Annotated in this window: 21 protein-coding genes; 19 read left to right on the forward strand and 2 right to left on the reverse strand. The window is 60.3% G+C overall.

Annotation, left to right across the window (positions count from 1 at the left end; genetic code table 11):
• Positions 1-558: 558 nt before the first annotated feature.
• The 13 genes from BM194_RS04555 to BM194_RS04615 all read left to right on the forward strand — a co-directional run bounded on the left by BM194_RS04555 (position 559) and on the right by BM194_RS04615 (position 12,873).
• Complete coding sequence (locus BM194_RS04555; RefSeq protein WP_092844150.1) at positions 559-759, forward strand: Flp family type IVb pilin; 201 nt, start codon at positions 559-561, stop codon at positions 757-759.
• A 74-nt stretch (positions 760-833) separates the two neighbouring features.
• Positions 834-1,394 carry an A24 family peptidase gene (locus BM194_RS04560; RefSeq protein WP_092844152.1) on the forward strand — a complete coding sequence of 187 codons (561 nt, stop codon included), beginning with the start codon at positions 834-836 and terminating at the stop codon, positions 1,392-1,394.
• 25 nt (positions 1,395-1,419) lie between these two features.
• Positions 1,420-2,823: a P-loop NTPase and SpoVK domain-containing protein gene (locus BM194_RS04565; RefSeq protein ID WP_092844154.1), complete on the forward strand. Its 1,404-nt coding sequence runs from the start codon at positions 1,420-1,422 to the stop codon at positions 2,821-2,823.
• Positions 2,820-3,626 (forward strand): Flp pilus assembly protein CpaB, encoded by an 807-nt coding sequence (gene cpaB, locus BM194_RS04570; protein ID WP_218155359.1) that lies wholly within the window; start codon positions 2,820-2,822, stop codon positions 3,624-3,626. Before BM194_RS04565 ends, cpaB begins: the two co-directional genes overlap by 4 nt.
• 52 nt (positions 3,627-3,678) lie before the next feature.
• Positions 3,679-5,235 carry a type II and III secretion system protein family protein gene (locus tag BM194_RS04575; protein ID WP_244890873.1) on the forward strand — a complete coding sequence of 519 codons (1,557 nt, stop codon included), beginning with the start codon at positions 3,679-3,681 and terminating at the stop codon, positions 5,233-5,235.
• 22 nt (positions 5,236-5,257) lie between these two features.
• Positions 5,258-5,506, forward strand: a complete 249-nt coding sequence (locus BM194_RS04580; RefSeq protein ID WP_092844158.1) for a hypothetical protein — start codon at positions 5,258-5,260, stop codon at positions 5,504-5,506.
• A 75-nt stretch (positions 5,507-5,581) separates the two neighbouring features.
• Complete coding sequence (locus BM194_RS04585; protein WP_092844160.1) at positions 5,582-6,772, forward strand: CpaE/TadZ family protein; 1,191 nt, start codon at positions 5,582-5,584, stop codon at positions 6,770-6,772.
• Positions 6,773-6,783: 11 nt separating this feature from the next.
• A complete protein-coding gene (locus BM194_RS04590) occupies positions 6,784-8,157 on the forward strand; it encodes a TadA family conjugal transfer-associated ATPase (protein ID WP_092844162.1) in 1,374 nt (457 codons plus the stop codon).
• On the forward strand, positions 8,154-9,137 hold the full coding sequence (locus BM194_RS04595; protein ID WP_092844164.1) for a type II secretion system F family protein: 984 nt from the start codon (positions 8,154-8,156) through the stop codon (positions 9,135-9,137). The genes BM194_RS04590 and BM194_RS04595 overlap by 4 nt, the downstream gene beginning before the upstream one ends.
• Positions 9,138-9,147: 10 nt before the next feature.
• Positions 9,148-10,143 (forward strand): type II secretion system F family protein, encoded by a 996-nt coding sequence (locus BM194_RS04600; protein ID WP_092844166.1) that lies wholly within the window; start codon positions 9,148-9,150, stop codon positions 10,141-10,143.
• A gap of 28 nt (positions 10,144-10,171) precedes the next feature.
• Entirely contained in the window at positions 10,172-11,116 is a 945-nt protein-coding gene (locus tag BM194_RS04605) for a tetratricopeptide repeat protein (protein WP_092844168.1), read from the forward strand.
• Positions 11,117-11,128: 12 nt separating this feature from the next.
• A complete protein-coding gene (locus tag BM194_RS04610) occupies positions 11,129-11,605 on the forward strand; it encodes a TadE/TadG family type IV pilus assembly protein (protein WP_092844170.1) in 477 nt (158 codons plus the stop codon).
• Positions 11,606-11,607: 2 nt separating this feature from the next.
• The gene (locus tag BM194_RS04615) at positions 11,608-12,873 is read left to right on the forward strand and encodes a pilus assembly protein TadG-related protein (protein WP_092844172.1); all 1,266 of its coding nucleotides are present in this window, start codon (positions 11,608-11,610) and stop codon (positions 12,871-12,873) included.
• Between the two features lie 18 nt (positions 12,874-12,891).
• Here the strand turns inward: BM194_RS04615 and BM194_RS04620 are convergent, their stop codons facing one another.
• Positions 12,892-13,806, reverse strand: a complete 915-nt coding sequence (locus BM194_RS04620) for a helix-turn-helix transcriptional regulator (protein ID WP_092844174.1) — start codon at positions 13,804-13,806, stop codon at positions 12,892-12,894.
• 316 nt (positions 13,807-14,122) lie between these two features.
• Entirely contained in the window at positions 14,123-15,943 is a 1,821-nt protein-coding gene (locus tag BM194_RS04625; RefSeq protein WP_092844176.1) for a glycoside hydrolase family 15 protein, read from the reverse strand.
• A gap of 415 nt (positions 15,944-16,358) precedes the next feature.
• On the opposite strand from BM194_RS04625, the gene BM194_RS04630 reads away from it, so the two are divergent.
• The 6 genes from BM194_RS04630 to BM194_RS04655 all read left to right on the forward strand — a co-directional run bounded on the left by BM194_RS04630 (position 16,359) and on the right by BM194_RS04655 (position 25,926).
• Positions 16,359-18,155, forward strand: coding sequence for a thiamine pyrophosphate-requiring protein (locus BM194_RS04630; RefSeq protein ID WP_092844178.1), 1,797 nt, complete (start codon positions 16,359-16,361; stop codon positions 18,153-18,155).
• A 14-nt stretch (positions 18,156-18,169) separates the two neighbouring features.
• The gene (locus tag BM194_RS04635) at positions 18,170-19,264 is read left to right on the forward strand and encodes an enolase C-terminal domain-like protein (protein WP_092844180.1); all 1,095 of its coding nucleotides are present in this window, start codon (positions 18,170-18,172) and stop codon (positions 19,262-19,264) included.
• A gap of 60 nt (positions 19,265-19,324) precedes the next feature.
• Positions 19,325-22,438: an FAD-binding and (Fe-S)-binding domain-containing protein gene (locus BM194_RS04640; protein ID WP_092844182.1), complete on the forward strand. Its 3,114-nt coding sequence runs from the start codon at positions 19,325-19,327 to the stop codon at positions 22,436-22,438.
• Positions 22,439-22,467: 29 nt separating this feature from the next.
• Entirely contained in the window at positions 22,468-23,520 is a 1,053-nt protein-coding gene (locus BM194_RS04645) for an SDR family oxidoreductase (RefSeq protein WP_092844184.1), read from the forward strand.
• Between the two features lie 24 nt (positions 23,521-23,544).
• A complete protein-coding gene (locus BM194_RS04650; protein ID WP_092844186.1) occupies positions 23,545-23,919 on the forward strand; it encodes a sensory rhodopsin transducer in 375 nt (124 codons plus the stop codon).
• Between the two features lie 93 nt (positions 23,920-24,012).
• Positions 24,013-25,926 (forward strand): DUF294 nucleotidyltransferase-like domain-containing protein, encoded by a 1,914-nt coding sequence (locus tag BM194_RS04655; protein WP_092844188.1) that lies wholly within the window; start codon positions 24,013-24,015, stop codon positions 25,924-25,926.
• Positions 25,927-25,928: the final 2 nt, after the last annotated feature.

A 25,928-nucleotide genomic window follows, 5' to 3' on the forward strand; every position in this document is an offset into this window, starting at 1 on the left:
TTACGATGATAATATATTCAAGCTGGCACTAACGAGGCAACTTCTTTTTTGCGGTTTATTGAACGGGCGGGCCAAGCCAGGGTAAAGCTTGATGTAGATCACCAATCATTGAAGCTTATGGGCTGCGCCTGAGAACGCAGCCTATAAGCACTTCTTGGGTACAAAAACTCGTGCTGTAACCGCAGACGCAAGCAAGGGAAAGCGACACTTGGTTGTAACAATGCAAAAGTATGAGTGATTTAATTATTCCGTATGTTTTTGCGCCGGGCGTCGTGCCCTATCAAGGTATCTGATGAGACTTTGCCCAGCCTGCAGTGTCTTTGCCATAGATGTTTTTAATTTCCAACATGCTGATATATATAAATATTTTTATTATGTTGGCGATCAACAAAAACGCATCAAGCGCCTCTATTGCTAAGTGCTGCAAAATAGTTCCACAGCGCTGCAAGAGGTTACCAAGCGTTAATTTTTGTAAAGATCCATTCTGATCTCGGGAGCGGGATCCCACGGCGGCCAACCCAACGGCCCCGACAAAATAAACGCAATGGAGTTCGAGACATGAACAAGCTGATGATGGGTGTAAAGAAGTTTCTGCGTGACGAGGAAGGGACCGAAGTTGTCGAATGGGCGCTGGTGGCGGGGCTGATTGTGGCCGTAGGTGCGGGAATTTTTTGGTCTATCGGTGATGCTGTTAGCGTCCACTTAAATTCATTGCTAGAGGCTTTGGGTGGTGAAGCCGGGACCACTAAGCCAGCATAATAAATGGTGATTAAGTTGGCGCCGGATCCGGTGCCAACTTAAATAAATAATTTTAATTTAATTAAGAGGCCGGAATGAATTACTTGATCTTTTCGGTGGCTATTGTTTTTTTTCTCTGGAGCGCTGCAATTTGGGATGTGATTCAGAGGCGTATTCCTAACGCCTTGGTTTTTGCTGGCGCTATTCTGGGGAGTATGTTGCAACTGGTGCTGGTCGGGATCGATGGTCTGCTAGATGCTTTAATGGGTTTTGGGGTTGGGCTTGTAATTCTTCTGCCCGGCTATCTAATCGGCTATACCGGTGCAGGGGACGCCAAATTGATGGCTGCTATCGGCACCTTTCTGGGGCCCCAAAACATATTCCTTGCTGCAATGTCCAGCATCGCGGTGGGGGGCGTTGTTGCCCTAGGCTACGCCGCCAGCTCACTCTTTAACCAAACATCTATTTCCCCCTGGTCACGCTACGGACTGATGTTCAAGACCTGGGTTACAACAGGACGTCCTATTTATATCGCTCCGGCCGAAGGCGAAGTCATGGGTCGCAAGTTTCCGTTTGCCGTATCGATTGCCATCGGCACGACGCTGTTTCTTGCCTGGGATTCGCAGCTACTGACATTGGCCGGATTGGCTAAATAAAAAATTGGATTCAAGAGGCCGCGCGATGGATAGCCATTTCAACACGCTGAGTGCCATGCAAAGCCCGCTGACTGAAGCGGGGATCAACCCCGAGCTATTTGTGAGTGCGTCGTCTGGCTCGGATGGGCATGGCAAGCCGCCGCTGGCCGTACGCCCCCGTAATCTGGAAGACGCGGGCCTGACTGAACTCTACGTCGCCGACCTGATCTCCAAGCATCTTTTCGAGCGCGGTGTGCTCGATCTACACGAGGTGACCCGCTGTGTCGCGCTGCCCGGCAGCATTGTCGAAAGCGTGTTTGCCTTCCTGCGTGAAGAGGGCCGGGCGGAGGTGCGGGGCGCGACCCCTACGGGCGTGTTGCGCTATGCGTTGACCGAGCGTGGCCGCCTGGCGGCGCAAGAGGCGCTGCTGCGCGATGGCTATATCGGCCCGGCGCCGGTGCCACTGGCACAGTACAACGCCCTGGTGGCGCGTCAGGCTCTGCAACAGCAGGGGATTGATCGGGACACGGTGCATGCCGCATTCAGCGACATCATGATTCGCCCTGAGGTACTCGACCAGCTCGGGCCGGCCATGCACTCCGGGCGCGCCACCTTCATCCATGGCGACCCCGGTACCGGCAAGACATTCATCGCGCGTCGCCTGGCCCGGCTGATGGCCGGCGGCGTGCTGATTCCCCATGCCATCCTTGTCGCCGACAAGGCCGTGCGTCTGTACGACGGCGGCGTACACGAGCCGGTGGACGATACGCAAGCCGACACAGCACTGAGCGCGTTGTATCTCGATCGCGGTCACGATCCACGATATGTGCTGTGCAAACGCCCGGTAGTCGTGGTGGGGGGCGAACTGACCATGGACATGCTCGAAGTGCAGTACGACACCGCCACGCGCATCCACCATGCCCCGGCCCAACTGCGCGCCAACAACGGCATGCTGATCATTGATGATCTGGGTCGCCAGCGTATGCGGACGGAAGAACTGTTCAATCGCTGGATCGTGCCGATGGAAGAGCGGCGTGACTTCCTGAGCCTGCGCAGCGGCCAGCATTTCCAAGTGCCTTTCAATGTCGCGCTGGTGTTCTCGAGCAACAAGCATCCGCATGAACTTGCCGATCAGGCCTTCCTGCGGCGTATCGGCTACAAGATCCGCTTCGAGCCGCTGACTCAGCAAGAATATACCGTTATATGGCAACAGGAATGCCAGCGTAACGACCTGCCTGCCAATGACTCGCTGGCCCGCTTCATGATCGAGGACATGCATGGCCGCCTTGGCGTGCCACTGCTTCCGTGCCATCCCCGTGACCTGATTGGCCTGGCCATGGATCGCCTGCGCTATCTGGGGCAGCAGGACCTGACCGAAGAGGGCCTGCGCTGGGCCTGGCAGAACTATTTCGTGGAGCCCGGCGTCGCCGGGGAGGAGCGTGACTCATGAAGAAGGGCGTTGTATTGATGCTGGGGGTGTCCTTGGTGCTGGCGGTGAGTGCCGCCGGATTGGCCAATACCTGGATCAGCAAGCAGGAAGGCGAGGAAGAGGTGGATACCGCGTCAGTGGTCGTAGCAGCCTTGCAGATCCCGTTCGGCAGAAAGGTGCAAGCGGCCGACTTGCGTATGCTGCAATTGCCGCCCCATGCCATCCCCGAAGGCAGCTTTACCGACTTGGAGAGTGTGGTCGGCCGCGTCAGCTCACAGCCGATCTATCCCGGCGAGGTGATCCTGCAGAATCGTGTTTCCGAGCATCTGGGGGGCAGTGCGCTGGCGGCAGTGCTGGAGCCAGGCATGCGCGCCATCAGCGTACGCGTCGATGATGTCGCCGGCGTGGCGGGGTTCCTGCTGCCCGGTAACGTGGTGGACGTGGTTTCCACGCACCGCAACGTCAATCGCGACGTCAAGCCCAAGACGATACTCGAGCGCATCAAGGTACTGGCGGTGGATCAAATTGCCTCGCAGGAACGCGATGGCCCGGTGATCGTGCGTGCCGTGACCTTGGCTGTTACGCCCAAGCAGGCGGAGCAGGTGGTCGAGGCCACCCAGGAAGGACGCATCCAGCTTACCTTGCGCAACCCCCTCGAAGAAGTCGAAGAAGAGCCGATCCAGGTCGCCCAGGCCGGCCCGCCCAAGCTGGAAGCGTTGCCCCAGGCCAAGCCGGAACCCAAGCCCGTCTACAAGCCGGCCCCGCCGGTGCGGGTCAGCGTGATTCGCGGCACCGAAATGAGCTCGACCACCGTGCGCCACTAGGGCGGGAGCGGCAGGCAGCGACAAAAAATACAGGTAGCGGGGGACACAGCACATGAACAGGCAGGGAACGACACGACTCATCATGGCCTTGGCCGTCAGCATGGCGACGCTGGGCTGGGCTCAGGGCGCGGGTGCACAAGCGCGGGAGCCCATTTCGCTGGCGATGGCCAACCAGGGGCGCTCGATGACGGTGGATGTGGCGCTCAACAAATCAAAGGTAATGGACTTCGCCCATCCGGTGAAGGTGGTCTCGGTGGGCAACCCCGACGTGGCCGATATCGTGGTGGTGGGTTCGCGTCAGATCTATGTGGTGGGCAAGTCCCTGGGCAACACCAACGTGGTGCTGTGGGATCGCAACGAGCGCGTCCAGGGTACCCTCAATATTCAGGTCACACCCGACCTGGAAACCTTGAAGGCCGACCTGCACGCGCTGCTGCCGGGCGAGCCGATCCAGGTCCGTTCGGCCAATGGCCGTATCGTGCTCAGCGGGGAAGTCTCCAGCGCCTCGCGCCTGGATGCCGCGCTGCGCCTGGCCAACAGCTTTGCCCCGTCGGACGCGGCGGAGGGCGAGGGGCCCATTCTTAACCTGATGCAGGTCGGCGGGGCGCAGCAGGTCATGCTCGACGTCAAGGTAGCGGAAGTCTCGCGCTCGCTGGTCAAGCGCCTGGATAGCCAGTTCAACGTGCTCAACGTGGCGGGCTCCTCGCTGCGCCTGGGGGCGGTCAAGGGCGGGGCAACGTTCCCCGATGCGGAGTTCGAAGGCGGCGGAAGACTGCCCATCTTCGGTGGCAATTCCCCTGTTGGCCCGGTAGTTGACGAATTCGCGCCTGCCACGGCAGTCATCGAGGATAGTGGCATCTTCGCCAGTTACCAGCGCAGTGATTACATCCTCAACATGGTACTGGACGCCGCCAACCGCGAAGGGGTCGCCAAGATCCTCGCCGAGCCCAACCTCACCACGCTGACCGGTCAGGAAGCCGAGTTCCTCGCCGGGGGCGAGTTCCCGATCCCGGTGCCGTCGGGCGATGACGGGGTGACCATCGACTACAAGGATTTCGGCGTCGGCCTGAGCTTTCTGCCGGTGGTGCTGGACTCCGGCGTCATCAGCCTGAGTGTCGATGTCTCGGTGTCCGACCTGTCATCCCAGAACGCGCTGAGTCTGGCAACGGATGGCGCCTCGTCACAGTTCTTCGTGCCGTCGCTGATCAAGCGCAGCGCCAGTTCCACCCTTGAGCTGAGCAGCGGCCAGACCATTGCCATCGCCGGAATGCTCAACGAAAGCCTGCGCGAGAACGTCAGCAAGTTCCCCGGTCTGGGCGACCTGCCGGTGCTGGGCGCCCTGTTCCGCAGTCAGGAATTCGTCAAGGAGCAGACCGAACTGGTCATCTTCGTGACGCCGCGCCTGGCCACGCCGATCAGCGAGGAGCAGGTTCGCCTGCCAACTGGCAGCTTCGTGGCGCCCAACGACGTGGAGTTCTACCTGCTGGGCCGCTTCAACGGCACTGCGGGAGAACAAGACCAGCAGGCGCCACGTTTCACGCCGACGGCCGACCCGCTATTCAATCGCCGCGATGGCGGTACCGAAGGCCGCTTCGGCCATGACCTCTGATCGCCACGCCGGGAGACACACCATGATTCATGCACGCTTACTGCTGTTGCTGTGCCTCACCTCGCTGCTGACCGCCTGTGCCCCGCAGCCCGGCAAGGACCTGCCGCCGTACGGTGCCAGCGTTCGCCACATGATGCAGGCCCAGACCTACCGTGAGGGCGACCAGCCGCCCGCGCTGCAGGGCGACAAGGCTGTCCGGAACATGGATGCCTACCGTCGCGGTCAGCGCACCCCCGGGCTGAACACCGGCTCATCCTCGATGGCGCCGTGAACCTGGGCACTGCGAGAAAGGGAACCCGATCAGCACGTTGGCAGGCAGGCCTGTCATCAACGAAAGGAACAACGTATGCGCTCACGCTTGGAATTGCTGCTTGCCGGCCGCTCGAGGGAGGTCCTGGCGACACTGGAAGCATCGCTGAAGGCGCGCGGGGATATCAGTGTCAGGACCCGGTTATTCATCAACGGTGATCACGACTCGCTGCAAGGCATTTATCCGCTGCCGGATGCCCTCGTGCTGGTGGCCAGTGATAACTGGCGCGCCGAGATGGCCGCGCTGAGCGAGCGCTCTCCCAGCGAGCGACCGCCGCTGCTGATCGTTGGCGAGCAGGGCAATGCCGACCTGGTGCGCGTCGCCATGCGGGCCGGGGCCCGGGATTTTCTTTCGCCGCCTGTCAACGATGACGACATGGCAGAGTTTCTGAATGATCTGCTGCGCGCCAAGCGGGTCGAGTCGAGCCAGAAGGCGGCGCGCCTGACGGCCGTCATCAATGCCAAGGGCGGCTCGGGGGCGAGCATGATCGCCGCCAACCTGGCACATGTGCTGGCCAAGGCCCTCGACAGGCAGACCGTGCTCATGGACATGGACGTGCAGTTCGGGGCCTTGCCGCTGTACTTCAACCTCACGCCGCGTCACGGGCTGGTCCGGGCGCTGGAGCTGGTCGACAGCCTCGATCTGCTTGCCCTGGAGGGGTACGTCCTGAAGCACCAGAGCGGCCTGGACCTGCTGGCCTCGACGCCCGAGGATCGCATGACCATTGCCGAGGTGCCCGAGTCGCGCGTGGAGATGCTGCTCAAGCTGCTCGGCGAGGCCTACGACGATGTCGTCGTCGACCTGCCGCGTTGGGTCAGCGGGGCCACCGCCATGACCCTGGAGCATGCCGATCATGTGCTGGTGGTGATGGAGCAGGGTGTGGCGCATCTGCGCGATGCTCAGCAACTGGTCAGTATTCTCGGCAGCGAACTGCACGTCGACGATGCCCAGGTCACGATCGTGGTCAACCGCTTCAGCAAGAGCAACCCGGTATCGCTCAAGGACATCCGCGAGGCGCTGCCCAACCTGCACATCGTCACCCTGCCCAACGATTTCAAGCGGGTGACCCAGAGCGTGAACATGGGCAGCCCGCTGCTCGATTCGGCCAGCGGGGCCTCGATTACCCGCAATCTCGAGAAGATGGCTCGCTCGCTGAGCGAGGGAGAAGGGCAACTGCGCACCCGTGGCTCGCGCTGGAGCCTGCTGGGCTGGGCCCAGCGCGCCTGAGGAGATGACACATGAACCTGCGCCAACGATTGAGCGGTACCGAAAGTCGCGAACTGTCCCGCGATAGCTGGAACACACCGGGCATGCGCCATGCCGAGAACAGCCTGACCGCCGAAGAGCAGGCCTACAAGCAGGCATTGTTCCAGAAACTGGTCAAGACCCTGGATCTCTCGCTGCTCAGTGGCCTGGGCGACAAGGAAGCGCGCAGCCAGATTCAGCTGGTCTGCGAGTCGATGATGCGCGAGGAGACCCTGCCGTTCAATGCCAGCGTGCGCCAGCGCATCGTCGCCGACCTGCAGGATGAAGTGCTGGGGCTGGGGCCGCTGGAAGCGTTGCTGGCCGACAGGACGGTGGCCGACATACTGGTCAACGGCACCGAGCCGATCTTCGTCGAGCGTCACGGCAAGCTCGAGCAGACCACCTTGCGCTTCGCCAGCGACCGGCACCTGATGTCGATCATCGACCGTATCGTCTCGAGTGTGGGGCGGCGCGTCGATGAATCGTCGCCGATGGTCGATGCACGCCTCAAGGACGGCTCGCGCGTCAACGCCGTCATCCCGCCGCTGGCCATCGATGGCCCGATGCTGTCGATTCGCCGCTTCTCGGTGGACAACCTGACCGCGCAGAACCTGGTCGAGATCGGCACGCTGTCCGACACCGTCGCCCGGCTGCTCGAGGCCATCGTCAAGTCCCGGCTCAACGTGCTGGTATCCGGCGGCACGGGGGCGGGCAAGACCACCATGCTCAACGTGCTGTCGAGTTTCATCCCGCATAACGAGCGCATTGTCACCATCGAGGACTCGGCGGAACTGCAACTGCAGCAGCCGCATGTCGTGCGCCTCGAAACTCGCCCGCCCAATATCGAAGGCCGCGGCGAGGTGACCCAGCGCGACCTGGTACGCAACAGTCTGCGCATGCGGCCCGACCGCATCATCATCGGCGAGGTGCGTGGCGGCGAGACCCTCGACATGCTCCAGGCCATGAACACGGGCCACGACGGCTCGCTGACCACCATCCACGCCAACACCCCGCGTGATGCACTGACGCGTATCGAGAGCATGGTAGCGATGAGCGGCATTACCCTGCCGATGCGTCCGCTGCGCGCGCAGATTGCCTCGGCCATCGATGTGGTGCTGCAGGTGGAACGCCAGGAAGACGGCAAGCGCCGGCTGGTCAGCGTGCAGGAAATCAACGGCCAGGAAGGCGACATCATCACTATGTCGGAAATCTTCAGCTTCCGCCGGCAGGGGATGGATGAAGAGGGCAACGTAATTGGCACGTTTGCCGCCACTGGTGTGGTTCCCCACTTCTATGAGCGGCTGCGGCAGCGCGGCATGGACCCGGGACTGGATGTCTTCCAGCCGGGTGAGGAGCAGTGGCGATGAACTGGCAGCTTTCCGACGAGGTGATCTTCGTCGGCATGATCTTCATCGCCGTGTTCCTGCTGGTGCAGAGCTTCATGGTGCCGGCCTTCGGCGAAAACCGCCAGGCCCGCAAGCGCCTCAAGAAGCGCCTGAAATCCGTCGCGGTGACGCCGGAACAGCGCGAGCGGGCGGAACTGCTGAGAAGCAAGCGCTATCGCGAGCGCTCGGCACTGGAACGCACCCTGGGCAAGTTGCCCGGCATGCCGCGCCTCGAACGGCTCATCGAGCAGGCGGGGCGCGAGACGCCGGCCTATCGTCTGGTGCTGATGAGTGCCTGCCTGGCGGTCATTCCCGGGCTGTTGATCGCCCAGTGGCTGGCCATGCCGGTGATGGGCATCGTGGGTGGCCTGCTGCTGGGCAGCCTGCCCGTACTTTCCTTGCTGCGGGATCGATCCAAGCGTCTGGCCAAGTTCGAAGAGCAACTGCCCGATGCGTTGATCATCATGTCGCGCGCCCTGCGTGCCGGCCACCCGTTTTCCGATGCCATGAAGCTGGTCGCCGAAGAAATGCCCGACCCCATCGGCCCCGAGTTTCGCACCACGTTCATGGAGATCAACTACGGCGGCGATGTTCGCACGGCCCTGGGTGGGCTCTTGGAGCGCATCGGTAGCGTGACGGTGATGGTGTTCGTTACCTCGGTGCTCATCCAGAAGGAGACCGGCGGCAACCTGGCCGAACTGATGGAGGGCCTGGCCTCGGTGATTCGCGACCGCTTCCGCTTCCATCGCAAGCTGCGCACCTTGTCTGCCGAAGGCCGGTTGGCGGCCTGGGTGCTGTCGCTGCTGCCGTTTGGCCTGGCGGGGGTGCTGTCGATCGTCAGCCCGGGGTTCCTGCCGATGCTGACCGACAACCCGACCGGTCGCCAGATGGTGGTCATTGCCTTCGTGATGATTGTCATCGGCATCTTCTGGATGCGCCGCATCGTGCGCATCGACGTGTAGGAGGGCGGGTATGGATATCCTCAATCAACTCCAGGCGTTCCTGAATGGCCTCATCGCCGATCCCGAGCTGGCCCAACTCAGTTTCGTGGCGCTGCTTGGCCTGGCGGTGTTTACGCTGCTGGTTGCCATCATGCTGCTGATCCTGGGACTGGCGGACCCGGTAAAGCGCCGCCTTCAGAACCTCGAGCCGCAGCCGGCCGTCACGGGCGCAGCGGGCGGTGGTGGAGAAGCCGGCGCAGCGAAAGGGGCCGGCCTGCGCGGCCTGGTCGATCCCATGGGCAAGCGCTTGATGCCGACGGAAGAAGAGGCCAAAAGCAAGGCCTACAACCGCTTGCGGCATGCCGGCATTCGCGCACCGGGGGCCTTGAACACGTTCTTCGGCGCCAAACTGGGGCTCACGCTGCTGCTGCCCACCCTGGCCATGGTGGCCGCGACGTTGCTGCGGCTGCCACTGAATATTGCCGTGCTGGCTGCCGTCTCCGCCGGCCTGGTCGGCTATCTGCTGCCGACCTTCTGGCTCGAGCGCGCCATCAAGCGGCGTACCCTCGGCTTGCGTCGTGGCCTGCCGGATGCCCTCGACCTGCTGGTGGTCAGCAGCGAAGCGGGGCTAGGGCTGGGCGCCTCCATCCAGCGGGTGGCACGTGACCTTGAGATCAGCCAGCCGGAACTTTCGGACGAACTGACACTGTTCGGCATGCAGACGCGGGCGGGAATGGATACACGCACCGCCCTGCGTGACCTGGAGGAGCGGACCGGCGTGGAGGACATTCGTGGCCTGGTCACCAGCCTGCTGCAGAGCATGCGCTTCGGCACCAGCATTGCCGCGACCCTGCGTATCTATGCCGCGGAACTGCGCGACAAGCGCACCCAGGAAGCCGAAGAGAAAGCCGCCAAGGTCAGCACCAAGATGCTTTTTCCGCTGGTCTTCTGTGTCTTTCCCAGCTTTTTCGTCGTGGCGCTGGGCCCGCCCTTGCTTGGGGCGTTCGAAGCCATGAGCGGTCGTTAAAACAATGATTCGTTTCGAGGGAACTGACATGAAAACGCATAACAACATCAACAAGCTGGCTGCCACCATCCTGGCCGGGGCGCTGCTTGCCGGTTGCGCAGGGACGCCACGCAATGACACGGGCGATGGCTACGGCGTGTTCTACGATGGTGAATCCACGGCCACCTATGCCACGGCATTCCCGGTAGGCACACCGGAAGAGGCCTATCGGAACGGGGACATGGCATTGCGCTCGGGCGATGCCGACCGGGCGCTGTTCGAATATATCCGCGGCCTGCGCCTGGCGGAGGCGCCGTCTCCCGATGCCCTGTACCGCATCGGCTATATCCACCACAAGCGCGAGAATTACCGCCTGGCGGATCTGGCCTATCGCTGGGTGCTGGAGCTGGAGCCCAGCCACGCCCAGGCCGGTACCGGCCTGGGGGAGGTGTTGTTGCAGAAGCGCCAGTACAAGGCCGCGGAAGAGCAGCTTCGCGCCGTGACCATTGCGCATGGGCAGGCACCCTGGCGCGCCTACAATGCGCTGGGCATCATCGCCGACATGAACGGCAATGCCGAGCAGGCCGAGCAGTATTACCAGAAAGCCTTGAACATCAATCCCGAATCGGCCGTGGTCCTCAACAACCTGGGCTATTCCCGATACCTGTTCGGCAATTGGGTCGGTGCCAACGAGGCGTTGCAGTCGGCGCTTCAGGCCGACCCCAGCTATGAATTGGCCTGGCGTAACCTGGGGCTGGTGCATGCACGGCAGGGGGATTATGGCTATGCCCTCGAGGCCTTGGGCAGAAACGGTCAACCGGCCGAAGCCCTGAATGATGTCGGCTTCGTGTCGATGATGTCGGGCGATTATGACCAGGCGCTCACCTTCTTCGAGGAAGCCATGCGGCTCTCCCCGGCGTACTACGTCACGGCCAGCGAGAATGCCAGCAATGTCAGGCGCATGCTGGAACGTCGTGGCGGCATCGGACTGTAAGGGAGGGCTGCCATGAAATCCTTGCACCGGCAGAAGGGCGCGGAGCTGGTCGAGTTCGCGATCAGCTCGTCACTGCTGTTCATCCTGCTGTTCGGCATCATCGAGTTCAGCGTGGCGCTGTTCGACAAGTCCACCCTGACCAATGCCAGCCGCGAGGGAGCCCGTCACGGCATTCTCTTTCGCCCGGGCGAGCGGGCATTGGCGGGAGGGTCCGCACAATGTCCCGAGACTGTCAGCTCGGAAAACGATGCTATTCGTGATGCCGTGTGTCGCTACGCGGAAGACTACCTGATCTCCCTGGGTGGGGCGGCAGTAATGAGCATCGATATTGCGAGAAGCGACCGCAATACCAATACGTATTTCGATGCCGGGGACGAACTGACCGTGACGGTCAATTATCCTTATCAGTTTCTCCTGCTTCCTGAGTTTGTCGGCACGCTTGGCGGTATTTTGAACTTGTCTTCCACCATTGTGATGAGGGCAGAATAGCCATGAACCCTTCCTTGACCAGACGCCGAGCAGGTAGTGGCCGTAGCCTGCATGGTCAGCGCGGTGTGTCTACGGTGTTGATGGCGGTCGCGCTGTTCATGCTGCTTGGGTTTACGGCGTTGGCCGTGGATGGCAGCAATCTCTACGTGGCCCGCAATGAACTCCACAATGCGGCGGATGCCGGTGCCCTGGCCGGGGCCAGGTGGCTTTATTCCCTGGATGGAAGCAGCGTGAATGCCGGGGCCAATGTGGTAGCACAAGACGCTGCCATGGCCAATACCAGCCAGGGGACTCCGGTTGAAGTCGTCAGCGTATTGCGCGGCCACTGGAGCTTCGCGACACGCACGTTTACCCCTAACGAGTCGCTCTTGCCCGTGGACCTGGCAGGGCGGACCACGGCCGAGCTGGATGCCGACCCCAATTTCATCAACGCTATCGAGGTCGTGACAGCACGGCAGACCACGCCTGTTGAAGCCTTTTTTGGCACTGTGTTGGGATTCGACAACTATGACGTGTCTGCACGTGCCGTCGCTTATATCGGGTTTGCCGGTGCATTGCGGCCGAACGATGCCGACCAGCCGATTGCCATGTGCAAGCAGGCGTTGCTGAACACGGATGGCAGCTACGACTGCAGTGTCGGACGTTTCATCCCCGAGGGGGACCAGACGGGAGGCTGGACGAATTTCCTCCACGACACCAGTGGTGCGACCAATGCCAGCGAACTTCAGAGTCTGATCTGTGGCGATGGTAATCCAGCGGAGATGGAGTTTGGCGAAGATATCGGTACCAACAACGGGCAGGTGCAATCGGCGTTTAGTGCGCTGTATGACTGCTGGACCGAGGAGACCGAACGTAAGCGGTTATGGAGCTTGACCCTGCCGGTCATCGACTGCGAATCGGGGGTTGCGCCACAGAACCCGCTGGTAGGGGCTGTGGAGTTGAATATTGTCTGGATGGTCAATGGAGAAAACAAGATCGACCATTCTCCTTATGACCAGCAGGCCGGAGCGCCGACGGAAATGACATTGCCTGCGGAAGACGTCGACAGCTCTTCTCCAGGAACCTGGACCAATACCAGCCCCAGTGGTGAAACGCGCTGGTCAAATTTTGTCGATAACTTCAATCTTCGCGACCAATACGATGAGCCAGCCGATTGGCGACAAAAGAGCATCTATTTCCTCCCTAGTTGCACTGTTCATGAGCCCAAAGGCCAGACAGGCGGAGAAAACTACGGCATCCTGGCCCGCATACCGGTGCTGGTAGATTGAGTAGATCCAATAAGATTGTTATTCCTGCGTGTACTCCCGGAGCTTTTTTCCTGTTCCGGGAGTCACCTGTTCCGTTTTTGATCCCGGTCGCGTTGCGTCTTGTCGAGGGACCTCCCGCTGGCTCTTGGTCAGTAACGTCGTGGCTGGCTCAAGCGATTGCCGATAGCGTGACGGGGGTAGACCGACATATCGCTGGAACACCCGAGTAAAATAGGACAGGTCACGAAACCCGACGGTAAAGCAGACGTCGGTGACGGATATTCTGGGATTGGCCAACAGGCGCTTGGCCTCTTCGATGCGTCGGGACAGAAGATAATCCTGGAAGGTGACCTTCATCACACGCCGAAACAGGCGGCTGAACTGGAAAGGACTCAGGCCACAGAGTTCGGCGACTTCCGACTGGACGATCTTCTTGTGCAGATTCTTGTCCAGGTAGGCCAGGGCTCGATCCAGCGTCGCTTTGTCCTCGTTCTGATTGGCACGGTGCTGGCGGGCTTCAGGAGGAATCGTGTTGGTCATGTCCAGCTTGGCGCGTGAATCCACATCCATCTGGCCGTGCTGCTTCAAGCTGGCCAAGACCTCGAGCACGCTGAGCAGGCGTGAGGTATCGAGCGGGTAAACGAAATAATCCCATACTCGGGTCCGAAACGCCCAGACGGCGAGCTGTTCGGAGTGGGCCTGTGTAATCATCAACAATGGAACGGCGGGGGCCTGCTGCTTTGCACGCCGAAGATCTGACAAGCCGGCAGTATCGGGATAGTCGAACTGGAAGCAGGCAGCAATAGGGGGACGGCGCTGCATGAGGGGAACAGGATCGACGCCTGGCAACACGTACTCTATATGATAGCCTTGCGCAGTAAGTTTAGTTGTGTAATCACTGGCAGGGTTGCTATTCAAGTCCCTGATAACTATAAGTATATAGTTATTTTTCATCGCTTGCCCCTATTCCCTGAGCGTACCTTCTAAGCGTAAATTTCTTTATTTTTATAAGTTAATTTAGTTAGTGTAGTCTTATTTTTGTAAGCTACACCTAAGTTTACTTTAGTTTTTTGGGGCAGGCTTGTCTATAGTTATATTGTTTTTCAGCTTTTGGTAAATATTTCAATTCGCATGAAGCATTCATTATCAAGTCATACGGTCGTTTGTATTTTATGGCGAGTTTTAATTATTAGCTTGTTTTGTTTTTCTTCGGCAAAAAATGACAGGAGCCGGATCTCCTGCCTTTGATGGTATTGGTTGCATGGCTTGGTCACTCCTTCCCACGCTCCTCGGCAGGCCCCTTGACCCCTTTCTGGCAGCAGCTCAGGTTATGGGCGCTATTGACCAGTCCCACATGTGAGAAGGCCTGGGGGAAATTACCGAGTTGTCGCTTCTGGATGGGATCGTACTCTTCAGCCAGCAGCCCCAGGTCGTTTCTCACCGAAAGCAGCTTGTCGAACAATTGGGCCGCTTCGTCCTGTCGACCGAGCATGACAAGGGCATCGACGAGCCAGAAGCCGCAGACCGTAAAGGCTCCCTCGCCATCGGTCAGTCCGCACTCCGCTTTCTTGTCGCTCTGAAAGCGGTACACGAACCCGTCGTGCGTGAGATCCTTCTGGATGGCGTCAATGGTACCTACCATCCTGGGGTCATCGACCGGCAGGAAACCGACCTGTGGAATCAGCAGTAGGGAAGCATCCAGCGAGTCGGCTCCGTAGTACTGCACGAACGCGTTACGCTGCGAACTGAAGCCTTTCTCGCAGACTTCGTCGTGAATCTGCTGCCGCAGTTGCCGCCAGTGTTCGACATCCCCCTCCAGGCCGAACTCCTCGACACTCTTGATGGCACGGTCCACCGCAACCCAGGCCATGACCTTGGAATGGGTATAGTGACGGGCCGGGCCACGATGCTCCCACAGGCTCATGCCTTTCTCCTGCCAGTGAGCCTCGAGAAAATCGAGCAGGGTGCACTGGATAGCCCAGATATCTTCGTTGGGCTCGATGTCGTGGACGCGACCGAGGTGCAGGCCATCCATCACTTCGCCATAGATATCCAGTTGGCGCTGCTGGTAGGCACCGTTGCCGGTACGTACAGGCTGGCTGCCGTTGAAACCCTTCAGCCAATCGAGTTCATGCTCGTAGAGGCGTCGCTCCCCGGCCAGGCCATAGATGGGCTGCAACTTGCTGGGATCGCCGGCCACGGCGCGGAGCAACCATTGCCGCCACGCACATGCCTCGTTCCGGTAACCTGACGAGAGCAGGGCATATAGGGTGAACGTGGCGTCGCGCAACCAGGTATAACGGTAATCCCAGTTCTTCTGACCGCCCATTTCTTCGGGCAATGATGTCGTGGCGGCGCCGACCATGCCGCCAGTTTCTGCATGCGTGAGCGCCTTGAGCGTGATCAGCGATCGCACGACGGGCTCGCGATACTCGTCTTCGATTTCGCACTGGCTGCTCCATTCCTGCCACCAGGCTTCGGTGTCTGCGAGGGCTTGCTCGGCATCACGGGAGGGGGGCTCTTCACAGAACGAGCGATACCAGGTCAACACGAAAGGAATCTGCTCGCCGGCTTTGACTGTGAACGAGCCATGCACGTCATTGTCCTCTTCGACGAGGGGGACAGGGGTTTCCAGGCGTATGCCATCGGGGCCGGCCACGCCGGTAATCCCCTGGTCGCGAATGCGCACCCAAGGCGCGATTCGTCCATAGCCGAAGCGGAATGCGGCATCCATACGCATATCAACACCGCCCTCGCGGCCTTCGACGATACGGATGACATCCACCACGCTATCGTTTTCGCGAGAGAGTGGCATGAAATCAATGATGACGGCACGCCCCGAAGCCGTCTCGACTTCGGTTTCAAGGATCAGGCTTTCTTCTCGATAACGTCGCCGGGTGGAGCGGATGGCCTGGCTGGGCCAGATCTTCCAGTAGCCGTTCTCATGTTCACCCACCAATGCGGCACAACAGGCGTCCGAGTCGAAGCGGGGCAGGCACAGCCAGTCGATCGACGCATCCCGATCGACGAGAGCCGCAGTTCGCATATTGCCGATGAAACCATAATCCTCGATTCGCTTGTGGTGCTGCATGCAACATCCTTGTTCTGGGGTGTGGGCTGTTCCTAAGTTAAGTCATTAATGTAAGTTGCGGAGAAACATGGCGTTGTCATTTGTTACATTATTTTAACGAAATATAATTTGAATAACGCCTTTCCCTTCAGAGCGTAGCCGTTGTCAAAAAGCCTAGGCAAATTTCAATCATCTTGCCGAGAAGCCCGGTTTCATGCCTGAATGCAGGCTTGAATTTTTGAAAAACTCAAGGAAAACAATTGCCTGTCTAGAGTTGTCGGGAGTAATGAAAAAGCGAAGCATAAGCGAAACGAAGCGGTGTCCAGATTGACCATGTTCCTTTTGAAGGTCTATATCTTTCGACGGGTTCTTCAAATATATAACTTCGGTTAAGGCTAAAAGACAGCCTGATCTCGTTCTGGCACGGAGGCTTGATATGAGTGAGCTAGTCGGCGATTTTATGCTCAAACGGTTATCCCAGTGGAATGTAAAGCGCATATACGGTTACCCCGGCGACGGAAGTAACGGCATCATGGGAGCCCTGAATCGCGCGGGGGACCAATTTGAGTTTATACAGACTCGGCATGAAGAAATGGCCGCCTTCATGGCTTGTGCCCATGCCAAGTTCACTGGTGAGGTTGGAGTGTGCACGGCGACATCCGGCCCCGGGGCGATCCACTTGCTCAACGGACTGTATGATGCCAAGAAGGATCACCAGCCGGTCGTGGCCATTGTCGGCCAGCAGGCGCGTGCCGCCATGGGCGGTGATTATCAGCAGGAAGTCGATCTGGTATCACTGTTCAAGGACGTTGCCAATGAGTACGTGCACATGGCGACCAGTCCGGCACAGATCCGTCACTTGATAGACCGCTCGATCCGGATTGCCTTGGCGGAGCGGACCGTTACCGTCATTATCGTACCTAACGACCTGCAATCGCAGCCGGCGGTAGAAGAGCCGCCACGTGCGCATGGCACGGTGCATTCCGGGGTAGGCTATTCGCGGCCCAGAGTTGCACCGCACGAGGACGATCTCAAGCGAGCGGCTGCGGTACTCAATGAAGGCGAGCGCGTGGCGATTCTGGTTGGTGCCGGGGCACTCAACGCCACTGACGAAGTGATCCAGGTTGCCGAGAAGCTGGGCGCCGGTGTGGCCAAGGCTCTGCTGGGGCGTGCCGCGCTACCTGATGACCTGCCGTTCGTGACGGGATCCATCGGCCTGCTGGGGACCAACCCGAGCTGGGAACTGATGGAGAACTGCGACACGCTGCTGATGGTGGGCTCCAGCTTCCCCTATTCGGAATTCCTGCCCAAGGAGGGCCAGGCGCGCGGTGTTCAGATCGATATCGATGGCCGCATGGTCAGCATGCGCTATCCGATGGAGGTCAATCTGGTCGGCGATAGCGCGACTACCCTGCAGGCGCTATTGCCGCATCTCAAGCAGAAGACCGACCGCTCCTGGCGCGAGCACATCGAGAAGAGTGTCGCGCAGTGGTGGGACGTGCTCGAAGAGCGCGCCATGGCGGATGCCGACCCGGTCAACCCTCAGCGTGTATTCTGGGAGTTGTCGCCCAAGCTGCCCGATAATTGCATCCTGACCAGCGATTCAGGCTCGGCGGCCAACTGGTATGCGCGTGACCTCAAGCTGCGGCGTGGCATGATGGCCTCACTCTCGGGCGGGCTGGCCACCATGGGCAATGGCGTGCCCTATGCGATCGCTGCCAAGTTCGCCCATCCCGAGCGGGCCGTGATCGCGATGGTCGGCGACGGCGCAATGCAGATGAACGGCAATGCCGAGTTGGTGACCATTGCCAAGTATTGGCAGCGCTGGTCCGATCCGCGCCTGATCGTCTTGGTGCTCAACAACCAGGACCTCAATCAGGTGACCTGGGAGATGCGCGTCATGGAGGGCGATCCCAAGTACGAAGCCTCCCAGGATGTCCCCGACTTTCCCTATGCCGACTATGCCGAGTTGATCGGCCTGAAAGGGATCAAGGTAACCGAGTCCGAGGCGTTGGCCGGTGCCTGGGATCGTGCGCTGAATACCGATCGGCCGGTGGTATTGGAAGTGAAGACCGACCCCAACATTCCGCCGATTCCGCCGCATATCAAGCGCGAGCAGGCCCAGGCCTACATGTCGGCGCTATTGCACGGGGATCCGGACTCGCTGGGTACCATCAAGGCGTCGTTCAAGCAGTTTGCGCGGGAATTCATTCCCAAGGCACGCAAGCACTGAGGAGGCGTGTTTCGATGACAGCACGCATTCCGATCGAAGCACTGCAGGTGTCGGCCTACAAGGTGCCTACCGATGCGCCGGAGTCGGACGGCACGCTGGCCTGGGATTCGACCACCCTGGTATTGGTCGAACTCCAGGCCGGCGGCAAGGTCGGGGTTGGCTATACCTATGGCCATCCGGCCTGTGCCGAGCTGATTCGGGACAAGCTGGCCGGGGTGATCGAAGGCCATAGCGCACTTGATGTCCGACATGGTTGGTTGAAGATGGTCGAGGCCATTCGCAACCTGGGGCGGCCCGGGATCTGCTCGATGGCGATCTCGGCCGTCGATGTGGCGCTATGGGACCTCAAGGCTCGGCTGCTGGACGTACCGCTGGTCTCGCTATTGGGGGCAATGCGTCCGGCAGCCCCGGTGTACGGCAGTGGCGGATTCACATCCTACTCGCATGACCAGCTCACCGAGCAACTGGTGCGCTGGATCGAGGAGGGCATTCCACGTGTCAAGATGAAGATCGGTCGCGAGCCCGGGCACGATCTCGAGCGGATACGCCTGGCTCGCGAGGCGATCGGTGCCGACAGCGAACTGTATGTCGACGCCAACGGTGCCTATGCCCGCAAGCAGGCCCTGGCCATGGCCGACGCCTTTCAAGCCTACGACGTGTCCTGGTACGAGGAGCCGGTGACCTCGGACGACCTGGAAGGGCTGCGCCTGCTACGCGACCGCGCGCCAGGCGGTGTCGAGATCACGGCCGGCGAGTACGGTTATGACCTGCCGTACTTTCGCCGCATGCTCGAGGCCGGGGCCGTGGATGTACTGCAGGCCGACCTGACACGCTGTGGAGGCATCACCGCATTCATGGATGTCGCCGTACTCTGCGATGCTTTCAAGATCCCGCTGTCGTCGCACACGGCACCGGCATTGCACATGCATCCAGGCTGTTGCGTCACGTCTCTGCGCCATCTCGAGTATTTCCATGATCATGCCCGCATCGAAGCGATGCTCTTCGATGGGCCGGTCGTGCCGGTCGGCGGCAGGCTCGAGCCCGACCTCTTGCGGCCCGGGTTGGGGCTGACATTCAGGCGACAGGAGGCAGAACGCTACCGGCTATGACAGGCAAACGGCCTGTCGCCTGTCGAGAGGACGAACGGACACAATCGCAAGGAACCGGCGATGAACGATCTCAATACAAGCCAAGCACGCGAGACAGCACAAGACGATCTGGAAGACTACCGCCAGCTGGCCAGGGAGCTCGACGAGGCCATCGAGGGAGAGGTCCGCTTCGATGCCGGTAGCCGCGCCCTGTACGCCAACGATGCCTCCAACTACCGCCAGCCGCCCATCGGTGTGACCATTCCGCGAACGGTAGATGACATCATCGCCATCCATCGACTCTGCCACGAGCACGGCGTGCCGATCCTGTCCCGCGGTGCCGGGACCAGCCTGTCGGGTGAAACGGTCAACCATGCCGTGGTCATGGATCACTCGAAATACCTCGACCATATCGTCGATATCGACACCGTGAACAAGCGGGTTACCGTGCAGGCCGGGGCGGTCAACGACAAGGTCAACCAGGCCCTGGGCCATTACAATCTGGTGTTTCCTCCCGATCCGTCGACGCACGAGTGGTGCACCATTGGCGGCAACATCGGCAACAACTCGTGCGGCGTCCACTCCGTGCAAGCCCAGTGCTACGGGCACGGCCCGCGCACCTGCGATAATGTGCATGCGCTGGATATCCTTACCTACGACGGCGTGCGCATGACGCTCAAGGATGGCTATAGCGAGCGGGAGATCGACGAGATCATCGCAGCGGGCGGGCGCCAGGGGGAGATATTCCTCAAGCTGAAGCACCTGCGCGACAAGTACGCCGAGCGGATTCGCGAGTGCTATCCGCAGATCGAGCACATGCCGCGCCGGGTATCCGGTTACAACCTGGACGACCTGTTGCCCGAGCGGGGCTTCAATCTGGCCAGTGCATTGTGCGGTACCGAAGGCACCTGCATGACCGTGCTCCATGCCACGCTCAAGCTGACCGACAACGTCAAGCATCGCACGCTCATGGTGGTGGGTTTCGACAATGTCGAGGAGGCGGGTGACCATGTACCGCTAATCATCGAGTCGGGCCCCATCGCACTCGAAGCCATCGATAAGCGGCTATTCGATAACGAAGCCAAGCAGCACATGCACGAGCAGACCCTTGGCGAACTGCCCGAGGGCGATGCCTACTTGATGGTGGAGTTCGGGGGAGAGGATTCCGACGATACCTGCGCTCAGGCGCGTCGGCTGATCGACAAGCTCATGAAGGCCTCCAGCAAGATCGTCGACTATGACATCGTCGATGACAAGCAGAAGGCCAATAGCATCTGGGCGGTGCGCAAGGCCGGCCTGGGAGCGACGGCGTTTCCACCGCCGGAACAGCAGCCACACTGGCCGGGCTGGGAAGATTCCGCGGTGCCGCCCGACAAGGTGGGCGACTACGTTCGCGATCTCAAGGACCTCTACAAGAAATACGATTATGTCGGTTCCATGTACGGTCACTTCGGCCAGGGCTGCATTCATTCGCGCATCAATTTCGACCTGCAATCGACAGAAGGCGTGGAAAAATACCGTCGCTTCGCCGAAGAGGCGGCTGACCTGGTAGTGTCCTATGGTGGCTCGCTGTCCGGCGAGCACGGAGACGGTCAGGCACGTGGCGAATTGCTGGAACGCATGTACGGCCCCGAGTTGATCGAGGCATTTCGCGAATTCAAGCGCATCTGGGATCCGCAATGGAAGATGAACCCGGGCAAGGTCATCGATCCCTATCGGCTCGATAACAATCTACGCCTGATCCATTACCAGCCGCACCAGGTCGAGACCCACTTTAAGTTTCCCGATGACAAGCGCAGCTTTGCCCGGGTGGCGTTCCGTTGCGTCGGTGTCGGCAAGTGCCGTAGCGATGACGGCACCATGTGCCCCAGCTACATGGTCACCCATGAGGAGAAGCACACCACACGAGGGCGGGCGCGCCTGTTGTTCGAGATGATGAACGGCGACGTCATCAAGGATGGCTGGCAGTCGGAAGAAGTCCGCGAGTCACTGGACCTGTGCCTGGCCTGCAAGGGGTGCAAGAACGACTGCCCGGTCAACGTCGACATGGCCACCTACAAGGCGGAGTTCCTTTCACATTATTACGGCAAGGGAGCGCATCGCCGGCCATTGTTCCACTATGCCTTCGGTTTCATTGATCGCTGGTCGCGCCTGGCGTCGAAGATGCCGGCGCTGACCAACTTCGTGGCCCAGGCACCGCTGTTGCGCAACGTCACCAAGCAGGTGGTGTCCATGCCCCAGCAACGCAAGGCGCCGGTCTATGCGCCGCAGACGTTCAAGGCCTGGTTTGCCGAGCGCCCCATCGTCAACGAGCATGCCGCCGCGGTCATGCTATGGGCAGACACCTTTACCAACCACTTTTACCCGGACACGGCCCAGGCGGCGACCGAGGTGCTGGAGGCCGCCGGTTATCGCGTGGTCATCCCGCCCGAAGGCCTGTGTTGCGGTCGTCCGCTCTACGATTTCGGCATGCTCGACAATGCCAAGGCCTATCTCGAGCAGGTAATGACGACCCTGAGTGGTGCCATCGAGGCCAATATGCCGATCGTCGGGCTCGAGCCGTCGTGTATTGCCGTGTTCCGCGACGAACTGACCAATCTGTTCCCGGACGATGCTCGGGCCAAGCGGCTGCATGACAACAGCATGATGCTCAGCGAGTTTCTGGTGAATCGGGCCGAGAACTATCAGCCACCCAGGTTCGAGCACAAGGCGCTGGTACATGGCCATTGCCACCACAAGGCCATCATGCATCTGGATGCCGAACACGCGCTGATGCAGAAGATGGGGTTGGATTACGAGATCCTCGACTCGGGTTGTTGTGGAATGTCCGGCTCGTTCGGCTTCGAGCGTGAGAAATACGATGTGTCGATCGCTGCCGGTGAGCGGGTGCTGCTGCCCAGGGTGCGCGAGGCCGATGAGCATACGCTGATCATCACCGACGGTTTCAGTTGCCGGGAGCAGATCGCCGAGACCACGCAACGCCGGGCTTTGCATATTGCCGAGGTACTGCGAATGGCCATGGATCGCTCGCAAGCCACACTCGCCGAGGGGCCACCGGAGCGCGACATCGTCGAGCGCCGAGCCCGGGCTCAGCGTCAGGCCAACCGTCGTGCAGCCACGGTGGCCGGGGCCGTGGTTGCCGGTGGATTGTTGTTGTGGGGGGCCAGCCGCCGGCGCCAGCAGCACCACAGATAATCGACCTGTGACAAAAGAGGTGGAACGACATGCAAGGACGTCAGGAAGTCGTGGTCATCACCGGCGCCGGTGCCGGCCTGGCTCGTGCAGTGGCACGGGAATTTGCAAGGCATGGCGCATCGCTGGGGTTGATCTCACGCAACCAGGCCCGACTTGAAGCGATCAAGAGCGAGGTCGAAGCCCTGGGAGGGCAGGCCGTTACCGTCAGTGCGGATGTCGCCAACGCCGATCAGGTCGAGCAGGCCGCCGAGTTCATCGAGCGCCAGCTCGGCCCCATCGACATCTGGATCAATGGCGCAATGACCACGGTATTCTCGCCATTGCACGAGATGACCCCGGACGAGTTCAAGCGCGTGAACGATGTCACCTACCTGGGCTACGTGCACGGCACCATGGCAGCACTCAAGCGCATGCGTGCGCGCAACCATGGCACCATCGTGCAGATCGGCTCTGCGCTGGCCTACCGACCGATTCCATTGCAGACTGCCTATTGCGGTGCCAAACATGCCATCAAGGGCATGACCGAGGGGCTGCGCTGCGAGCTGATGAACGAGGGCAGCGATGTGCATGTCACCATCGTTGAGATGCCTGGCCTCAACACGCCGCAGTTCGACTGGTGCAAGAGTCACCTGCCTCAGCGAGCACGCCCCGTGTCACCCGTCTACCAGCCCGAGGTGGGCGCGCGCGCGGTCTACTGGGCGGCCCACCAACGCCGGCGTCAGGTCTATGTAGGGATCTCCTCGGTATTGACCATCTGGGGTAACAAGCTGGCCCCCGGGTTGATGGATCGCTTTCTGGCCAGGACTGCCGTCAGCGGGCAACAGACGGCCGAGAGCGAAGATCCCGACCGTCCCGACAACCTGTGGCAGACGGTCAAGGGCGACATGGGCGCACGTGGCCGTTTCAGCCGCGAATCCCATGACGACAGCTACCAGCTTTGGATGACCACTAACCGTGCCAAGGTGGGCATGATCGCCGGCGCTGCGGTTCTGGCCGGGGTGGCGCTATGTGCAACCCGCCAGCGCCGCCATCACCGAGTGGATCGGCATGATGACGATCCCCTGGCCCTGTCGCGCCGCTGAAGCCCATCCAAGGAGGGAAATGCCATGCCTGCCGTAGGACGAACCTGCTGGGCCATCGCCGAAGGTCACATCCCAGGCCAGAGCCACGGGCCGGAACCGCAGATGACCAGCCACGAGACGGCCTGTATCCTCAACGCCTCTTCCGAGGTGGCTCACGTAACGATTACGCTGTACTTCGCCGACCGCGATCCGGTCGGCCCCTATCGCATCGAGGTACCGGCACAACGCACCCGACACGTGCGTTTCAATGATCTTGACGATCCCGAGCCGGTACCCCGCGATACCGATTTTGCCAGTGTCATTGAATCCAGCGTGCCGATCGTCGTGCAGCATTCGCGGCTCGACTCGCGGCAGAGTGAACTGGCATTGTTGAGCACGGTAGCGTTTCCCGTTGACTGACTGCACAACGCACGACATTCGATAACCGGAAGTGCTGCCGCAGGAGCGTAATCCCAAGCCAAGTGACGGGCCAGCGAGAGGGACCCTGGTGCAATGAGTGTCGAATTACAGGAAGTACGCGAACACATGGGGCGACATGCGCCCTTTGATACCCTCTCGGACGAATTGCTCGACGAGGTGGCCAGCAATATCGAGGTAGCCTATTTCAAGGCCGGCACCGATATCCACCATTATGGCCAGACGATCAGCGAGCTGTGCTATATCCGCCAGGGCGCGGTAGATGTCTATCGACGCAACGGCGAGCTATACAGTCGTCGGGGCGAGGGTGAAATCTTCGGCCAGTTCAGCCTGTTGCGAGATAACCTGGTGAGGTTTCCGTCCCAGGCCATCGAGGATACGCTGCTTTACTACATACCCGCCGAGGTGTTTCGACGCCTGTGCGAAGAAGACGACAACTTCGCCGATTTCGTCGAACTGGAGCGCCCTCGCCTGGAAGCTACCGTCGATAAGTATCGTCGGAACAATGACATGATGATCACTCGGGTGCGCAAGCTCGTCACCCGTCGTCCGGTGATGATCGAGGCCTCTGCCTCGGTGCAGCAGGCCGCCCAGCGCATGCGCGAGGAGAACGTCACCTCGGCGTTGATCTACGAGGCGTCCACGAGTGTCGACGAGAGCCAGGCGCGATATACCTTTACCGATAGCCAGGGACGCGCCTGGACGTTGATCGGTATTCTCACCGATGTCGATTTTCGCAACCGCGTCCTGGCCGCAGGACTCGCGGGGAATTTGCCGGTTATCGATATCGTCAGCCGCCCGCCACGCACCATCCAGTCCGACGAGTCGATCCACGAGGCCATGTTGTGCATGTTGCGCAACAATATTCACCATTTGCCAGTGCTGCATCGTCGCTATCCCGTGGGTGTGCTTCATCTGTCGGATATCGTGCGTTACGAGACCAATAGCAGCCTGTATCTGGTCAACAATATCTTCAGTCAGCCCAGTGCCAAGGGCCTGGCCCAATTGAGTACGGACGTGCGCGCTGCGTTCGTACGCATGGTTTCCGATGGCGCCGATTCACGCATGATAGGCAGCGCGCTATCCACCATCGGGCGCAGCTTCACGCGGCGCTTGCTGGAACTCGCCGAGGAGGAACTGGGCCCGCCCCCGGTGCCTTACTGCTTCATGGCGCTCGGGTCCATGGCGCGCAATGAACAGGTCATCGTCAGCGATCAGGACAACGCGCTGGTCCTGGATGACCGTTTCGATGCCGAACGACACGACGATTATTTCGCCGCCTTGGCACAACGCGTCAGCGATGGACTGGCGGCCTGTGGCTACGCCTATTGCAAGGGCAATATCATGGCCACCAACCCACGCTGGCGCCAGCCGCTCTCCGTCTGGAAACGCTATTTCAGCGAATGGATTGCAAGGCCCGACCCCCAGGCGCTGCTCGACAGTTCGATCTTCTTCGACCTGGATGCCGTGCATGGCGAAGAGACGTTCGTCGAGCAATTGCAGGATCTCGTGGCGGAGCAGGCCTCGCAAAGCCCCCGGTTCCTGGCGGCCATGGCCCGCAATGCGCTCAACCGAAAGCCGCCGCTGGGGTTCTTTCGTGGCTTCGTGATGGAAAACACTGGCGAACACAAGAATTCAATCAACCTCAAGCGCCGCGGTACGGCACCGATGGTCGACCTGATTCGCGTCCATGCCCTGGCTTGTCGGTCGCGCGCCCAGAACTCCTTTGCGCGTCTCGATGACATTGCCCAGACCCAGCTGTTGCCTGAAGGTAGCGGGGAACGGATACGCTATGCCTTGGAGTTCATTTCCATGGTGCGCATCCGGCACCAGGCACTGGATATTGAGGAGGAGCGAGATCCCGACAATAACGTCGAGCCGGAAAACGTCTCCTCGGAAGAGCGGCACAATCTCAAGGATGCTTTCCTGGTTCTGAGCAATGCGCAGAAATTTCTGGGCTTTCGCTATCCCATGCCTCGGTCACGCTGATT

The sequence above is a fragment of the Modicisalibacter xianhensis genome, assembly GCF_900113605.1.
GTDB lineage: Bacteria > Pseudomonadota > Gammaproteobacteria > Pseudomonadales > Halomonadaceae > Modicisalibacter > Modicisalibacter xianhensis.

Coding starts and splice junctions, on each gene's coding strand:
- BM194_RS04555 (WP_092844150.1), top strand. CDS start 559: ATGAACAAGCTGATGATGGGTGTAAAGAAGTTTCTGCGTGACGAGGAA.
- BM194_RS04560 (WP_092844152.1), top strand. CDS start 834: ATGAATTACTTGATCTTTTCGGTGGCTATTGTTTTTTTTCTCTGGAGC.
- BM194_RS04565 (WP_092844154.1), top strand. CDS start 1,420: ATGGATAGCCATTTCAACACGCTGAGTGCCATGCAAAGCCCGCTGACT.
- cpaB (WP_218155359.1), top strand. CDS start 2,820: ATGAAGAAGGGCGTTGTATTGATGCTGGGGGTGTCCTTGGTGCTGGCG.
- BM194_RS04575 (WP_244890873.1), top strand. CDS start 3,679: ATGAACAGGCAGGGAACGACACGACTCATCATGGCCTTGGCCGTCAGC.
- BM194_RS04580 (WP_092844158.1), top strand. CDS start 5,258: ATGATTCATGCACGCTTACTGCTGTTGCTGTGCCTCACCTCGCTGCTG.
- BM194_RS04585 (WP_092844160.1), top strand. CDS start 5,582: ATGCGCTCACGCTTGGAATTGCTGCTTGCCGGCCGCTCGAGGGAGGTC.
- BM194_RS04590 (WP_092844162.1), top strand. CDS start 6,784: ATGAACCTGCGCCAACGATTGAGCGGTACCGAAAGTCGCGAACTGTCC.
- BM194_RS04595 (WP_092844164.1), top strand. CDS start 8,154: ATGAACTGGCAGCTTTCCGACGAGGTGATCTTCGTCGGCATGATCTTC.
- BM194_RS04600 (WP_092844166.1), top strand. CDS start 9,148: ATGGATATCCTCAATCAACTCCAGGCGTTCCTGAATGGCCTCATCGCC.
- BM194_RS04605 (WP_092844168.1), top strand. CDS start 10,172: ATGAAAACGCATAACAACATCAACAAGCTGGCTGCCACCATCCTGGCC.
- BM194_RS04610 (WP_092844170.1), top strand. CDS start 11,129: ATGAAATCCTTGCACCGGCAGAAGGGCGCGGAGCTGGTCGAGTTCGCG.
- BM194_RS04615 (WP_092844172.1), top strand. CDS start 11,608: ATGAACCCTTCCTTGACCAGACGCCGAGCAGGTAGTGGCCGTAGCCTG.
- BM194_RS04620 (WP_092844174.1), bottom strand. CDS start 13,806: ATGAAAAATAACTATATACTTATAGTTATCAGGGACTTGAATAGCAAC.
- BM194_RS04625 (WP_092844176.1), bottom strand. CDS start 15,943: ATGCAGCACCACAAGCGAATCGAGGATTATGGTTTCATCGGCAATATG.
- BM194_RS04630 (WP_092844178.1), top strand. CDS start 16,359: ATGAGTGAGCTAGTCGGCGATTTTATGCTCAAACGGTTATCCCAGTGG.
- BM194_RS04635 (WP_092844180.1), top strand. CDS start 18,170: ATGACAGCACGCATTCCGATCGAAGCACTGCAGGTGTCGGCCTACAAG.
- BM194_RS04640 (WP_092844182.1), top strand. CDS start 19,325: ATGAACGATCTCAATACAAGCCAAGCACGCGAGACAGCACAAGACGAT.
- BM194_RS04645 (WP_092844184.1), top strand. CDS start 22,468: ATGCAAGGACGTCAGGAAGTCGTGGTCATCACCGGCGCCGGTGCCGGC.
- BM194_RS04650 (WP_092844186.1), top strand. CDS start 23,545: ATGCCTGCCGTAGGACGAACCTGCTGGGCCATCGCCGAAGGTCACATC.
- BM194_RS04655 (WP_092844188.1), top strand. CDS start 24,013: ATGAGTGTCGAATTACAGGAAGTACGCGAACACATGGGGCGACATGCG.